Below are 14,307 nucleotides of genomic sequence, written 5' to 3' on the forward strand. Positions count from 1 at the left end.
GATCGGCGTCGTCAGGAGGGCCGCGCAGTCGAACGCCTGATCGGCGTCCTAAATCGTTCCCAGCGACACCTTCACCGTCTTCCGCGCGCCGTCCCGGTCGACCGTGACATCCACCCGGTCGCCCGGCTTGTGGCCCGCCAGCGCCTCCGAGAGGGCCTGCATCGTACGGACGTCCGTCCCGTCGAACTTCACGATGACGTCGCCGGCCTCGATGCCCGCCCGGTCCGCCGGACCGTCCTCCTTGACGCTCGCGACGCTCACCCCGGCGCCCTCGAAGCCCGCGCCGACCAGGGTGCGGCCGGTGATGCCGAGCGCCGCCCGCCCCGAGTTGGTGACCTTGCCGTCCTTGATGATCTGGTCGGCGATGTTGCGCACGGTGGACGCGGGGATCGCGAAGCCGATGCCGGCGGCCGCGCCCTCGCCCATCTGCGGGTCCGTGGCGGCCAGCGTCGGGATGCCGATGACCTGGTCGGAGAGGTTGACCAGCGCGCCGCCGCTGTTGCCGGGGTTGATGGCGGCGGAGGTCTGCACCATGTTCGCGAGGGTGGCGCCCGTACCGCCGCCGCTGCTGGGTTCGCTGACGGTGCGTCCGGTCGCCGAGACGATGCCCTGGGTGACGCTGCCGGACAGGCCCAGCGGGCTGCCCATGGCGAGCACGATCTGCCCGATCTCGACCTTGGCGGAGTCGCCGAAGGCGGCCGGCTTCAGGTCCTTCGGCGCGTCGTCGATCTTGATGACGGCGAGGTCCTGCTCCGGGTAGGAGGCGACCAGCGACGCGTTCAGGGAGCGGCTGCCGCGCGCCGTGGTGACCTTGAACTTCTTGTCCTCGCCGACGACGTGCGCGTTGGTGACGACATGGCCGCGCGCGTCGTACACCACCCCGGAGCCGAGCCCCTCCCCGGTGGTGATCTGGACGACCGACGGCAGGACGTCCCTGACCACCTTCTGGTACGCCTCCTGGAGGTCGTTGCTGACGCTGGGGGCCGCCGCCTTCGCGGGGGAGGTGGCGGCGGCCGCGGGGGCCGACGAGGAGACGTCCTTGCCGGGCCCGGAGGCGGAGCCGGAGCAGCCGGCCACCGGCGCGGTCACACACAGGACCGCGGCCACGGCGACCGCCGCCCGGTGACGGGAGGTCAGTGAAGGCGTCATGACTGAAGTGTCCCGTCAGGGTGCCTGGTCCGCCTCCTCATCGGGCGCCGTGGCGAGAAACTGCGTCGCCGCCAGCTCCCCGTACAGCGGGTCGGCCGCCACCAGCTCCGCGTGCGTACCGACCGCCCGCACCCGTCCCGCCTCCATCACCACGATGCGGTCCGCGAGCGTCACCGTGGAGAGCCGGTGCGCCACCACCAGCACCGTCGTCGTACGGGCCGCCTCCGCGACGGTCTCCCGCAGCGCCAGTTCGTTGACCGCGTCCAGCTGCGAGGTCGCCTCGTCCAGGAGCAGCAGCCGCGGCTTGCGCAGCAGCGCTCGCGCGATCGCCACTCGTTGCCGCTCGCCGCCCGACAGCTTGCTGCCGCGGTGCCCCACCAGGGTGTCCAGGCCGTCCGGCAGCCGTGCGACCAGGCCGTCCAGCCGGGTCCTGGCGAGCACCCCGGCCACCTCCTCGTCGGTGGCGCCGGGCGCCGCGAACAGCAGGTTCTCGCGCAGCGTGCCGGCCAGGACGGGTGCGTCCTGCTCGACGTAGCCGATCTGGGACCGCAGCAGGTCCAGCGGCCAGTCCTGTACGTCGGTGCCGTCGACCAGCACCCGGCCGCCGTCCGCGTCGTAGAACCGCTCCAGCAGCCCGAAGACGGTGGTCTTGCCGGCGCCGGACGGGCCGACGAACGCCGTCATCCCGCCGCCGGGCACCGCGAAGTCCACGCCGTGGTGGACCGGTGGCAGGCCGGGGCGGTAGCGGAAGGTCACCTGCTCGAAGGCGACGCTCGCGGGTTTCGCGGGAGCGGCGGCCCGGCCTCCGGCCGCCTCCGGCTCCGATGCCTCCGTCTCCAGCTCCTCCGCCTCCGTCATCCGCGCGATCGCCGCCGCCCCCACCTGGTAGGACGCCGCGGCGTCCACCAGCCGGGATATCGGTTCGATGAGGTAGAAGAGGTAGAGCAGGAACGCGATCAGCGTGGCGATGCCGGTGGTCCCGGAAGCCACCCGCGCGCCGCCGACGCCCAGGACGGCCAGGAACGCGAGCTGCACCGCGAGCCCCACCGAGGACATGGCGACGGACTGCCACTTCGCCGCCCGTATACCGCCGCGCCACGCCTCCTGCGCCGCCGCCTCGATGGCCGCGGCCTCCCGCGGCTCCGCGCCGGACGCCTTGATCGTCCGGAACGCCCCGAACGTGCGCTCCAGCGCCGTGGAGATCTCTCCCACCGCCTCCTGCGCCCGCTTCGTCGCCTTCTCTATGCGCGGTAGCACCAGCGCCTGCGAGCTGCCGATCACGGCGATGACCGTGAGCGTGACGCCGAGCAGCACCGGGTCCAGCAGGGCCATCAGCGTGATCGTGCCGATCAGGGTGAGGCTGCCGGTGCCGGCCGAGACCAGCGACTGGGTGGTGATCGCGCGCAGCAGTGTGGTGTCCGCGGTGACCCGCGACATCAGGTCACCTGGGCTGCTGCGGTCCACCGCGGACATCCGCAGCCGCAGCAGCCGTGTGACGAGTTGCCGCCGGGCCGCGAGCACGACGGACTCGGCGGTGCGCTCCAGGACGTACGCGCCGAGCGCGTCGGCGGCCGTGCCCGCCACCACCAGGACGGTCAGCAGCACCAGCAGCATGGTGATCGGATCGCCGTCGCCCAGCCGCTCGACCAGCACCTTGGCGGCCATCGGCTGGGCGAGGCCGGTGGCCGCGCCGATCAGGGTGAGGAGCCCGCCCAGGGCGATGGCGGGGCGGTGCGGCCTGATGTGGCCGTACAGCACCCGCCAGGTCGAGCGGACGGGCGGTCTCGGAGGTGGTGGCCCCTCGGGGGCGGTCTCGGCAGGCGTCACGCAGGACAGGACGCAAGGGGAGGGCGGTCACCTGACGCCGGAGAGGGCCCGGAGGCGCGCGGCCCGTTCGAACGCGCCGCTTCCCGCTCCCGTACGCCCCCCGCTTCCTCCGCTACCGCCCCTCGCCGCCCGGCCCGCCCCGTACGCCGCACAGGTGCAGCAGGGCCGCCACCGCGCGGTACGGGTCGGTGCGCCCGGCGCGGTCCTCGGCGGCCAGCAGCCGTTCCATCTCGCCGTCGGCCGGCGGCGGAGTGCCGTCCGCCGCGAGGTCGGTGAAGGTCCGTACGCCGTACCAGGTCTCCAGCGGCGCGCCGATCCCGTCGAGCGTCGCGGTCAGCGCCGCCAGGCGGTCGGCGCGTGCCTTCAGGCCGATGCGGTTGACGTACTCGGCCGTGTCGAAGGCCGCCAGGGCGGCGTTCCAGTCGCCGGACAGGCCGGGCCGCATCGCGAGCGCGTCGGCGTTGCGCACCACCAGGGACAGCAGTCCGCCGGGTGCCAGGACGCGCGCCAGCCCGGCCAGCATCGGGTCCGGCTCCGCCACGTACATCAGCACGCCGTGGCACAGCACCACATCGAAGGCGCCGGGGAGGAAGTGCACGCCGGTGTCCCGGCCGTCCCCCTCGATCAGTTCCATCCGGTCCTGGATGCCGGCCGGTTCCGCGGCCAGCGCCGTACGGGCCGCGGCCAGCATCGCCGGGTCGGACTCCAGGCCGGTGACCTTGTGCCCGGCCCGGGCCAGCCGCAGGGCCTGGGTGCCCTGGCCGGCGCCGACGTCGAGCACCCGCAGCCGCTGCCCTACGGGGAAGCGTGCCGCGATCTGCTCCTCCAGCTGACGGGCCACCAGCTCCTGGCGGACCGTGTTGCGCAGTCCGCCGAGCCCGCCGAGCCATCGCTCAGCACCGGGCGAGAAGCCCGCAGAGGTTGCGTTCAGGGCCGCTCTCCGCGCTTGACCTGCGGCTTCGGCAGACGCAGTCGGCGCATCTGGAGGGTGCGCATCAGGGCGTAGGGCTTGGCGCCCTTGTGGTTCTCGTTCGGGAAGCGCTCCTTGAGGCGCTTGCCCAGCGAGAACCACAGCACGAACGAGTCGACGACGATCAGCACGATGATGAACAGCCACAGCAGCAGCGCGATGTTCTGGATCCCCGGCTGGCGCAGCATCGTCAGCACCAGGATGATCACGGCCATCGGCAGGAAGAACTCCGCCACGCACCAGCGCGAGTCGACGAAGTCGCGCGCGAATCGGCGCACCGGGCCCTTGTCGCGGATCGGCAGGAACCGCTCGTCACCCTTGGCCAGCGCCTCGCGCTGCCGGGCCATGTCGGCGCGGCGCGCCTCACGCGACGCCTTCGCCGCCTCCTTGCGGTTGGCCGGCGTCTGCGCGCGCGTACGGCGCTGCGACTGCGCCTGGCTGCGCTTCGGCGTCGGGCGGCCCTTGGGGGCCTGCGGGTCGCGGGGCTGCTTCGGCTCGGACGCGGTCACCTTGGCGGTCGCGGCCTGCTCATCCTTCGAACGGCTTCGGAACACACACGCAAGAGTACGGGTAGGCCGCGCATGGACCACAGCGGCATGGGGAACGATCCGGCAACGGCGTGCGCCCGTGGTTGACGCCACGCGTGGGACATTCGGTACGAAAGGGGCGCGGTGTGGGTTTCCAGGGCCGTCCCTACTCCTTGCGCCGGATACCGGCGGCACCCTGATCGTCCTGCAGGAGGAGCGCATCCGGGCCCGAACAGTGCGGTAATGGAACCGGGGCCCGTACTGTGGGGTCTGTAGATGTGCTGGAGCCGAAGCCCGATGTAACTCGGTCAGAAGGGGGCGCGCGAGGCCCATGAGCGGTGTCATGAAGCGGATGGGGATGATCTTCCGCGCGAAGGCCAACAAGGCCCTGGACCGGGCCGAGGATCCGCGCGAGACCCTTGACTACTCGTACCAGAAGCAGCTGGAACTGCTGCAGAAGGTCCGCCGCGGCGTCGCCGACGTGGCGACCTCCCGCAAGCGCCTGGAGCTGCAGCTCAACCAGCTCCAGAACCAGTCCTCCAAGCTGGAGGACCAGGGCCGCAAGGCCCTCTCGCTCGGCCGTGAGGACCTCGCCCGCGAGGCGCTCTCCCGCCGGGCCGCCCTGCAGCAGCAGGTCACGGACCTGCAGACGCAGCACCAGACGCTGCAGGGCGAGGAGGAGAAGCTCACCCTCGCCGCCCAGCGCCTGCAGGCCAAGGTCGACGCCTTCCGTACGAAGAAGGAGACGATCAAGGCCACGTACACCGCCGCCCAGGCCCAGACCCGGATCGGCGAGGCGTTCTCCGGCATCTCCGAGGAGATGGGCGACGTCGGCATGGCCATCGAACGCGCGGAGGACAAGACCGCGCAGATGCAGGCCAGGGCCGGAGCCATCGACGAGCTGCTGGCCTCCGGCGCGCTCGACGACCCGACCGGCATGGCCAAGGACGACATCACCGCCGAGCTGGACCGGCTCTCCGGCGGTACGGACGTCGAGCTGGAGCTCCAGCGCATGAAGGCCGAGCTGGCCGGCCCGGGTGCCGACAAGCAGGCCATCGAGGGCGGCCAGGCGGGCCAGGGGCAGCAGACCCCGCAGGCGCAGCCCGGGCAGCCGCGTTTCGACAAGCAGTGACGGCCGGCGGCGGTTAGCCTCGTCGGGACCGCCGCACCGCACCGGACCGTCGCATCGGACCAGGTCGCGGCACTGGCCCGGACCGCCGTCGCGGACCGGGCCGTCGCACCGGACCAGAAGGAGACCGTCGTGATCGTACGGATCATGGGGGAGGGGCAGGTGAAGCTCGACGACGCGCACTTCGTCGAGCTGAACAAGCTGGACGACGAGCTGCTCGAAGAGATGGAGAGCGGCGATGAGGAAGGTTTCCGCCGCACCCTCGGGGCCCTTCTGGACGCGGTGCGCCGCCTCGGCGCCCCGCTGCCCGACGACTCTCTGGAACCGTCCGAGCTGATCCTGCCCGCCGAGGACGCCAGCCTCGACGAGGTCAGGCAGATGCTCAGCGACGACGGCCTGATCCCGGGCTGACCCGCCGCCCGGCCCGCCGGGCGGCGCGCACCACCTCCAGCGCAGGTAGCGCCCCGGACCCCGCTCGGGACCGGGGCGCTACCGTTTTCCCGTGACCCCCCTCGCCCCCGGGCAGCCCGGTCCGCGTCCGGGCGGCGGCCGGCTCGCCTGGATACGCGCCCACCCCTACGCGTGCGATGTCGTGCTGGCACTCGCCGTCATCGTGACGATCCTGGTCGGTTCGGTGGCCGACCCGCACGGACTGCACGGATCGTGCGGCCCGTACGGCACATACGGACCGCACGGCCCCCGGCCCGGCGAACGCGAACTGACCGCCACCACCGTGGCCCTCGCCATCGCCGCCGGCGGCACCCTCGTACTGCGCCGCCGCTTCCCGCGCAGCGTGCTGGCGGCCACCGGCATCTGCACCGTCCTCGAACTGGTCCTGGAGACCGAGACATCGCGCGCCCCGGTCTCCTGCGCCGTGGTCATCGCCCTGTGCACCCTCGCCGCCCGCACGGACCGCTCCACCACCTGGCGCGTCGGCGCGCTGACCGTCGTCGTGCTCACCGCCGCCGCGATGCTCTTCGGGGCCCGCCCCTGGTACGCGCAGGAGAACCTCGGCATCTTCGCGTGGACCGGCATGGCCGCCGCGGCCGGCGACGCGGTCCGCAGCCGGCGCGCCTTCGTCACCGCCATACGGGAACGGGCCGAACGCGCCGAGCGCACCCGCGAGGAGGAGGCCCGGCGCCGCGTCGCCGAGGAGCGGATGCGCATCGCCCGCGAACTGCACGACGTGGTCGCCCACCACATCGCCCTGGTCAACGTGCAGGCCGGAGTCGCCTCACACGTCATGGACAGCCGCCCCGACCAGGCCAAACAGGCGCTGGCGCACGTACGCGAGGCGTCCCGCTCCGCACTCGACGAACTGCGTGCCACCGTCGGCCTGCTGCGCCAGTCCGACGACCCGAAGGCACCCACCGAACCCGCGCCGGGCCTCGGCATGCTGGACCAGCTCGTGGACGGCTTCGTACGGGCCGGCCTGCCCGTCGCGCTCGACGCCCCGGGACCGGCGGACGCGCTGCCCGCCGCCATCGACCTCACCGCGTACCGCATCGTCCAGGAAGCGCTGACCAACGTGCACAAGCACGCCGGTACGGGCGCCCGCGCCACGGTCCGCATCGCGCGGGACGCCGGCACCCTGACCGTCACGGTCCTGGACGACGGCGGCACTCCCGACCCGGACCACGGCCCCCGCACCCAGGAACCCGGCGGCGGGCACGGCCTGATCGGCATGCGCGAGCGGGTCACCGCGCTGCGCGGCACGGTCGAGACCGGCCCCCGCCCGTCCGGCGGCTTCGAGGTACGCGTACGCCTGCCGCTCCAGACAACCCAGAACACCCGGGCCGAAGCGCCCGCCCGCACCTGCCGCACGGGGGACACCGGATGACCATCAGAGTTCTGCTCGCCGACGACCAGGCACTGCTGCGCAGCGCCTTCCGCATCCTCGTCGACTCCGAGCCCGACATGGAGGTGGTGGGGGAGGCGTCCGACGGCGCCCAGGCCTACGAACTGGCCCGCGCCACCGGCGCCGACGTGGTCCTGATGGATATCCGGATGCCCGGCACCGACGGCCTCGCCGCCACCCGCATGATCAGCGCCGACCCGGACCTGACCGCCGTACGCGTGGTCATCCTGACCACCTTCGAGGTCGACGAGTACGTGGTGCAGTCGCTGCGCGCGGGTGCCAGCGGCTTCCTCGGCAAGGGCGCGGAGCCGGACGAACTGCTGGGCGCCATCCGGATCGCGGCGGCCGGCGAGGCGCTGCTGTCACCGGTTGCCACCAAAGGGCTGATCGCCAAATTCCTCGCCCAGGGCGAGGACACCCCCGACGCCGGGCCCGGCCGTCGCGGCGACGCCGAGCTGGCCACCCTCACCGGCCGGGAGCGCGAGGTGCTGGTCCTGGTCGCGGGCGGCCTGTCCAACGACGAGATCGCCGGGCAGCTCGCGGTCAGCCCGCTCACCGTCAAGACGCACGTCAACCGCGCGATGGCCAAACTGGGCGCCCGCGACCGGGCGCAGCTCGTCGTCATCGCGTACGAGTCGGGGCTGGTGCGCCCACGGGTGCAGTAGCGGCTGCTACGCCCAGGGGTGCAGGGCAGGTGGAGACCGCCGTACTCCGAACGCTGTACTGCGGGTGGGGCGGAAACCGACCTGGGAGCGAGGAAAAGCGTCCGGGGCATGGCGGATCGTTTAGTCGGGCCCGTGGTGCCCGCCCGCCGGAACGCCGTGCAGACCCGCCGGAACGCCGTACAGAAAAGAAGAGAGACCCCACCCATGTCCTGGCTGTCCCGACTCAGCCTCGTACAACGGGGCCTGGTAGCGCTGATGTCGATCGTCGCGATCGCCTTCGGCGCCATCGCGATCCCCCAGCTCAAACAGCAGCTCCTGCCCACCATCGAACTGCCCATGGTGTCCGTCCTGGCGCCCTACCAGGGGGCCTCGCCCGACGTCGTCGAGAAGCAGGTGATCGAACCGCTGGAGGACGGAATCCAGGCGGTCGACGGCATCAAGGGCGTCACCTCGACGGCGAGCGAGGGCTCGGCCGTCATCATGGCCCAGTTCGACTACGGCAACGACTCCAAGCGGCTGGTCGCCGACGTGCAGCAGGCCGTCAACCGGTCCCGGGCCAAGCTGCCGAAGGACGTGGACCCGCAGGTCGTGGCCGGTTCGACGGACGACCTTCCGGCCGTCGTGCTCGCCGTGTCCGCGACGGACCAGGACGAGCAGACGCTGGCCGGCCGGCTCGACCGCAGCGTGGTGCCCGGCCTGAAGAACATCGACGGCGTCGGCCAGGTCACCGTGAACGGCGTCCGGGACCGCGTGGTCGCGGTCACCCCCGACGACGCCAAGCTCGCCCGGGCCGGGATGACGGCCGCGGCGCTCGGCCAGGCACTGGAGGCGGGCGGCGCGTCCGTACCCGCCGGTTCGTTCGCCGAACAGGGCCGCAGCAACACCGTCCAGGTCGGCTCCGGCTTCACCTCCGCGCAGCAGATCCGCGACCTGACGGTCACCCCGGCGGCCGGGCCCGGCGGCTCCGGCGGCGCCTCGGCGGGCAAGCCGGTACGTCTCGGTGACGTCGCCACCGTCAAGGAGGAGGCGGCCACCCCCACCTCCATCACCCGCACCAACGGCAAGCCCAGCCTCGCCGTCACGGTGACCATGGGCCAGGACGGCAGCGCCGTCGACATATCCGAGGCCGTCAAGGACAAACTGCCCGGCATCCGTACCGCGCTCGGCAAGGGCACCGAGGTCACGGTCGTCTCCGACCAGGGCCCCGCGGTCTCCAAGTCCATCGACTCGCTGACCACCGAAGGCCTCCTCGGCCTGGTCATGGCCGTGATCGTCATCCTGGTCTTCCTGCTCAGCCTGCGCTCGACGCTGGTCACCGCGGTCTCCATCCCGCTGTCCGTCGTCATCACCCTGATCGTGCTGTGGACCGGCGACCTGTCCCTGAACATGCTCACCCTCGGCGCGCTGACCATCGCCATCGGACGCGTCGTCGACGACTCGATCGTCGTCCTGGAGAACATCAAACGGCACCTCGGCTACGGAGAGGAGCGCCGCGAAGCCATCCTGACCGCCGTCCGCGAGGTCTCCGGCGCGATCACCTCCTCCACCCTCACCACGGTGGCGGTCTTCCTGCCCATCGGCGTGGTCGGCGGCATGGTCGGCGCCCTGTTCGGCTCCTTCTCCATCACCGTGACGGTCGCCCTCCTCGCCTCCCTCCTCGTCTCCCTGACCGTCGTACCGGTCCTGTCCTACTGGTTCCTGCGCGCCCCGAAGATCCCCGAGGGCACCGACCCCGAGGAACTGCGCCGCGCCGCCGAGGCCAAGGAGAGCGGCAGCCCGCTCCAGCGGCTGTACGTCCCCGTACTCCGCTTCGCCACCCGCCGCCGCGTGACCAGCGTCGTCATCGCCGTCGTCGTCCTCCTCGGCACCTTCGGCATGGCTCCCCTCCTCAAGACCAACTTCTTCGACCAGGGCGACCAGGACACCCTCAGCGTCAAACAGGAACTGAAGCCCGGCACGAGCCTGGCCGCCGCCGACGCCCAGGCGAAGAAGGTCGAGAAGGCCCTCGGCAGCATCCCCGAGGTCGAGGACTACCAGGTCACCGTCGGCCCCTCCGGCTTCATGGCGGCCTTCGGCGGCGGCAGCGGCGCCAACCAGGCCTCGTACCAGCTCAAACTGAAGGACGCGGCGGACTCCGCGAAGGTCACCGACAAGCTCCGCGCCGAACTCGACAAGCTCGGCAAGGACATCGGAGAGACCACCGTCTCCTCCGGGGGTGGCGGCTTCGGCAACCAGGACCTGAGCGTGGTGGTCAAGGCCGCCGACGCGGACGTACTGAAGAAGGCATCGGAACAGGTACGGGCCACCGTCGCCGGGCTCGACCACGTCACCGACGTACAGAGCGACCTCGCACAGAGCGTGCCCCGCATCTCCGTCCAGGCCAACGAGAAGGCCGCGGCGGCGGGTTACAGCCAGGCCGCCCTCGGCCAGGCCGTCGCCCAGGCGGTGCGCGGCACCACCAGCGGCAAGGCGACGATCGACGACACCGAGCGGGACATCGTCATCAAGTCCGCCCACCCGGTCACCTCCGAGGCCACCCTGCGCGACCTGGCCGTCCCGACCCCGGCGGGCCCCGCCAAGCTCGGCGACCTCGCCACCATCCGCACGGTCGCCGGCCCGGTCCAGACCACCCGCATCGACGGCGCCCGGTCCGCGACGGTCACCGCCAAGCCCACCGGCGACAACACCGGCGCGGTCACCGCCCAGCTCCAGTCCAAGATCAAGGACCTGAAGCTGCCGGAAGGCGCCACCGCCGAGATCGGCGGCGTCTCCGCCGACCAGACCGACGCGTTCTCCTCCCTCGGCCTGGCCATGCTCGCCGCCATCGCCATCGTCTTCATGCTGCTGGTGGGCACCTTCCGGTCCCTCATCCAGCCGCTGATCCTCCTCATCTCGATCCCCTTCGCGGCGACCGGCGCGCTCGGCCTGCTGGTCGCCACCGGCACTCCGATGGGCGTCCCGGCGATGATCGGCATGCTGATGCTCATCGGCATCGTCGTCACCAACGCGATCGTGCTGATCGACCTCATCAACCAGTACCGCGCCCAGGGCTACGGCGTCGTCGAAGCCGTCATCGAGGGCGGCCGCCACCGCCTCCGCCCGATCCTGATGACGGCCCTCGCCACGATCATGGCCCTGCTCCCGATGGCCCTGTCCATCACGGGAGACGGCGGCTTCATCTCCCAGCCGCTGGCGGTCGTCGTGATCGGCGGCCTGATCACGTCCACGCTGCTGACGCTGCTGCTCGTCCCGACGCTGTACGCGATCATCGAGCTGCGGAAGGAGCGGCGGGCGGCCAAGCGATCGGCCCGAAGGGCCGGAGCAGCCGACGAGTCCGAGCCCCGCACACCGGAGCCGGCGGGCGTCTGACGCGTCCGGCGCACAGCATTCAGCCCGTCCCAGGAAGGTTCTGGGACGGGCTGAGCCGCGCGTCAGGCCGACTTGAGCGTTGCGATGAACGCGGTCCAGGCGGTGGTTGGGAAGGTGAGTATGGGGCCGTGAGGGGTTTTGCTGTCGCGTACGGGGATGATGCCGGGGGTGTCTTCGGCGATCTCGACGCAGTTGCCCCCATTGGCGTTGCTGTAGCTGCTCTTACGCCAGCGAGCGGTGCTCAGCTTGGGGGTGTTTCGCATGGCTGGTAAGCCTCCATCGCTTTTCGGATCAGATTGGCCGACTCCGCTGGCGAGAGAGCGGTGGCGCGCAGTACCTCGTACTGCCAGCGCCACGGTTTGACCGCGTCCGCCGCCTCGTAGAGGTGACTGGCCTTGATGCCTTCTTCGTAGGCCACTGAGGAACCGTTGGGGAGCGTCAACAGAGTCAGTGCGCCACCCATCAGACTGTGCAGGCCTGCGCTGAACGGAACGACCTGAACCTTACTGTGTGGAGTATCCGCTTGCTCCAACAGGGAAGCCAGCTGTTCGTACATGCATTCTTTGCTGCCGGCCTGCCTACGGATCACGGATTCGTCGATGATCGCCCACCGATAGGGAGGGGCATCGCAGCGTTGGCTTGCCTGGCGAGACATCCGGGCAGCGACGTGCTCCTCGATCTGCTCACTGGTCCAGCAGTCGAGCCGGCGGAACAACTCCCGGGCGTACGCCTCCGTCTGGAGCGGCCCAGGAACGACCTGCGGTTCGTAATTCTCGATCGTCTCGACCTGCGCCTCCAGATCCATGAACCTCCGGTACTGATCCGGATGTGCCTCCCGCTTCGCCAGCTGGTACAGCCCATGGAACTGCATGCCCGTTCCGAAGGCCGCGTCCAGCCTGGGTGGCAGATCAGGGGGCGGCATCAGTTCCGCCGTCTCGATGCGGGCCAGGGTGCTCTTGCTGGAGCTGACCACGTCCGCCAGCTGCACCAGCGACAGTTTCGCGATCTCGCGGTGGCGGCGCTGTTCGGAGCCGAAGTAGTGGCGGGCGGAAACGTACGGGGTCAGGTTCTGCGGCGTGAATTTCACGGCCTCTGCCTCTCTGCCGTCCCAATCTCAACGATGGGACGGGACGCCCCTGTTGAGGCCCACGTCACACGGTGACGATGGTGATGCACACGGTAGTCGCCGGGTGGTCAAGGGTTCCGAAGAAGGCGAGAATTCATGTTGCGTCGCATCGTGCGGTCTGCCAAAGCGCTGATGGGCGGGTTGCTGCCCGCAGGCGGCCGGCACCGCGCGTCCGGGCCCCCGGCCGTCCGGGCCGGGCGGTACGTACCCGCCGTCAGGCCACCGCGTCGGCGGCCCGAGGTCATGCTGCGCGGGGAGGCGAGCGCGCTGGTTCGGCCGTACGCCATGTCGCCGGAGGAGTTCCGTACGTGGCGAACGTGTCGTGGCGCCGGGGTGACGGCGTGATGACCGGTGACCGATGCGGTACGCCGCTGCGCCTCCTGCCGTGGACCACGCCCGAGGGCAAGGCGTGCTACCTCAGTACGGATGACGCGGAGAGCCTGCTGTCCTTGATCGCCGACGAGGCGGAGGAAGGGGTGCTGAACGCGGCGGAGGAACTGGTGACGGCCGATGTCGGACCCCGGAGGCTGCTCCGCGCGCTGCGCGACGTACTGCGCGTCGCGATCAGCCGGGGTGCCCGACTGGCAGAGGTGCAGCCCTGTGGGCACGGGGCGATCGAGAGGTGCGAGGGCAAAACGTTCTGCTGTGGGTGCCGACGGCAGATCTATCTGTGAGCCGGAACGGAACGACCGCGAGGCCCGTCAACCGTGCTCCAGCCCAAGTCGTGCGCGCACCTCGTCGTGCGGGAGCGCCGCGGTCTCGCCGGATCCCTGTCGCGCACGGTATTGCGCCAGCGCCAGGGCGTCCTCCAGGTCGGCGAGCTCCGGGGCGCGGGCTACAGCGATCGGCAGCGTGTCACTCATGGGCTGAACCGTACTCTTCGCGCCCCTCTGCGGGGGATGCGGGCGAGCCACATCAACTACGCTGGCAGCAGCCGTCCGACCGCGTCCGCGATCCGGGATCAAGGCCCCTGACCGCCGTTTCCGAGGCGCCTGGAGGAAGCCGTGACCGCCGAACTCCCCGACTGGATGATCCCGCCCAGGCCCAGTGGCTGGGAAGCCGACGATCTCGACCACCTTCCCCAGGCGCCGCGGCACACCGAACTCATCGACGGAGCCCTGATCTTCATGATGTCGCCGCAGCGGTCCTGGCACTCCCGGCTCGTGGAGAACCTGACCTTCGCGCTGCGGCAGTCCGCTCCTGCCGGGTTCGAGGCCGAGCGGGAAATGACCGTCCGGCTCGACAGGAAGAGCCGCCCCGAGCCGGACATCCTGGTCACCACCGCCGCGTACGACCCCGACCGAACCTGGTACGCGCCTGAAGACGTTGCCCTGGTCATCGAAGCCGTCGCGGAGGAATCGGCGGACCGTGACAGGTCCCTGAAGCCCTTCAAGTACGGCCAAGCGAAGATCCCCCACTTCTGGCGCATCGAGGACGAGGGCGGCGTCCCCTCCGTGCACACCTACGAGCTCGACGGTATGACCGGCGCCTATGTGGCTACCGGCATTCACCGGGGCCGGCTGAAGGTCTCCGTCCCGTTCCCCGTCGACATCGACCTCGACAGCCTCGTGCCCTGACCCTGGGTGCCGTGCGGCGGGGGGGGGGGGGGGGGAGGGGGGGGGGGGGGGGGAGGAGAGAAAAAGAAAGAAAAAAAAACCACCCCCATCCCGCCCCTCTTCCGGTTCCC

General features: G+C 71.2%; 14 protein-coding genes. 7 read left to right on the plus strand and 7 right to left on the minus strand.

Annotated features, from left to right (window positions below; translation table 11 throughout):
- Positions 1-48 precede the first annotated feature (48 nt).
- From ACZ53K_RS32005 to ACZ53K_RS32020, 4 genes are all read right to left on the minus strand, one after another.
- Entirely contained in the window at positions 49-1,149 is a 1,101-nt protein-coding gene (locus tag ACZ53K_RS32005) for a S1C family serine protease (RefSeq protein ID WP_468843535.1), read from the minus strand.
- Positions 1,150-1,164: 15 nt separating this feature from the next.
- The gene (locus ACZ53K_RS32010) at positions 1,165-2,976 is read right to left on the minus strand and encodes an ABC transporter ATP-binding protein (protein WP_468843537.1); all 1,812 of its coding nucleotides are present in this window, start codon (positions 2,974-2,976) and stop codon (positions 1,165-1,167) included.
- A gap of 112 nt (positions 2,977-3,088) precedes the next feature.
- Positions 3,089-3,817: a class I SAM-dependent methyltransferase gene (locus ACZ53K_RS32015; protein ID WP_468843540.1), complete on the minus strand. Its 729-nt coding sequence runs from the start codon at positions 3,815-3,817 to the stop codon at positions 3,089-3,091.
- A gap of 86 nt (positions 3,818-3,903) precedes the next feature.
- Complete coding sequence (locus ACZ53K_RS32020; protein WP_468843542.1) at positions 3,904-4,500, minus strand: DUF3043 domain-containing protein; 597 nt, start codon at positions 4,498-4,500, stop codon at positions 3,904-3,906.
- A gap of 304 nt (positions 4,501-4,804) precedes the next feature.
- Between ACZ53K_RS32020 and ACZ53K_RS32025 the strand changes: the two genes are divergently transcribed.
- The 5 genes from ACZ53K_RS32025 to ACZ53K_RS32045 all read left to right on the plus strand — a co-directional run bounded on the left by ACZ53K_RS32025 (position 4,805) and on the right by ACZ53K_RS32045 (position 11,494).
- Positions 4,805-5,605, plus strand: coding sequence for a PspA/IM30 family protein (locus tag ACZ53K_RS32025; protein WP_365847161.1), 801 nt, complete (start codon positions 4,805-4,807; stop codon positions 5,603-5,605).
- 129 nt (positions 5,606-5,734) lie between these two features.
- Positions 5,735-6,013 carry a PspA-associated protein PspAA gene (gene pspAA, locus ACZ53K_RS32030; protein WP_468843545.1) on the plus strand — a complete coding sequence of 93 codons (279 nt, stop codon included), beginning with the start codon at positions 5,735-5,737 and terminating at the stop codon, positions 6,011-6,013.
- Positions 6,014-6,104: 91 nt separating this feature from the next.
- A complete protein-coding gene (locus ACZ53K_RS32035) occupies positions 6,105-7,442 on the plus strand; it encodes a sensor histidine kinase (protein ID WP_468843547.1) in 1,338 nt (445 codons plus the stop codon).
- Positions 7,439-8,125 carry a response regulator gene (locus tag ACZ53K_RS32040; RefSeq protein ID WP_468843550.1) on the plus strand — a complete coding sequence of 229 codons (687 nt, stop codon included), beginning with the start codon at positions 7,439-7,441 and terminating at the stop codon, positions 8,123-8,125. The genes ACZ53K_RS32035 and ACZ53K_RS32040 overlap by 4 nt, the downstream gene beginning before the upstream one ends.
- A 204-nt stretch (positions 8,126-8,329) precedes the next feature.
- Entirely contained in the window at positions 8,330-11,494 is a 3,165-nt protein-coding gene (locus ACZ53K_RS32045) for an efflux RND transporter permease subunit (RefSeq protein ID WP_468843552.1), read from the plus strand.
- Positions 11,495-11,556: 62 nt separating this feature from the next.
- Here the strand turns inward: ACZ53K_RS32045 and ACZ53K_RS32050 are convergent, their stop codons facing one another.
- Both ACZ53K_RS32050 and ACZ53K_RS32055 read right to left on the minus strand, forming a co-directional pair.
- Positions 11,557-11,757: a DUF397 domain-containing protein gene (locus ACZ53K_RS32050; protein ID WP_468843555.1), complete on the minus strand. Its 201-nt coding sequence runs from the start codon at positions 11,755-11,757 to the stop codon at positions 11,557-11,559.
- Positions 11,736-12,581 (minus strand): helix-turn-helix domain-containing protein, encoded by an 846-nt coding sequence (locus tag ACZ53K_RS32055; protein ID WP_468843558.1) that lies wholly within the window; start codon positions 12,579-12,581, stop codon positions 11,736-11,738. Before ACZ53K_RS32055 ends, ACZ53K_RS32050 begins: the two co-directional genes overlap by 22 nt.
- Before the next feature lie 347 nt (positions 12,582-12,928).
- Here ACZ53K_RS32055 and ACZ53K_RS32060 point away from each other — a divergent pair, with 347 nt between their 5' ends.
- Complete coding sequence (locus ACZ53K_RS32060) at positions 12,929-13,294, plus strand: hypothetical protein (protein ID WP_468843560.1); 366 nt, start codon at positions 12,929-12,931, stop codon at positions 13,292-13,294.
- 27 nt (positions 13,295-13,321) lie between these two features.
- Here the strand turns inward: ACZ53K_RS32060 and ACZ53K_RS32065 are convergent, their stop codons facing one another.
- On the minus strand, positions 13,322-13,483 hold the full coding sequence (locus ACZ53K_RS32065) for a prevent-host-death family protein (protein ID WP_468843563.1): 162 nt from the start codon (positions 13,481-13,483) through the stop codon (positions 13,322-13,324).
- A gap of 141 nt (positions 13,484-13,624) precedes the next feature.
- On the opposite strand from ACZ53K_RS32065, the gene ACZ53K_RS32070 reads away from it, so the two are divergent.
- Positions 13,625-14,197, plus strand: coding sequence for a Uma2 family endonuclease (locus ACZ53K_RS32070; RefSeq protein WP_468843565.1), 573 nt, complete (start codon positions 13,625-13,627; stop codon positions 14,195-14,197).
- The last annotated feature ends 110 nt before the right edge of the window (positions 14,198-14,307 follow it).

Source organism: Streptomyces sp. NPDC033221, assembly GCF_055577005.1.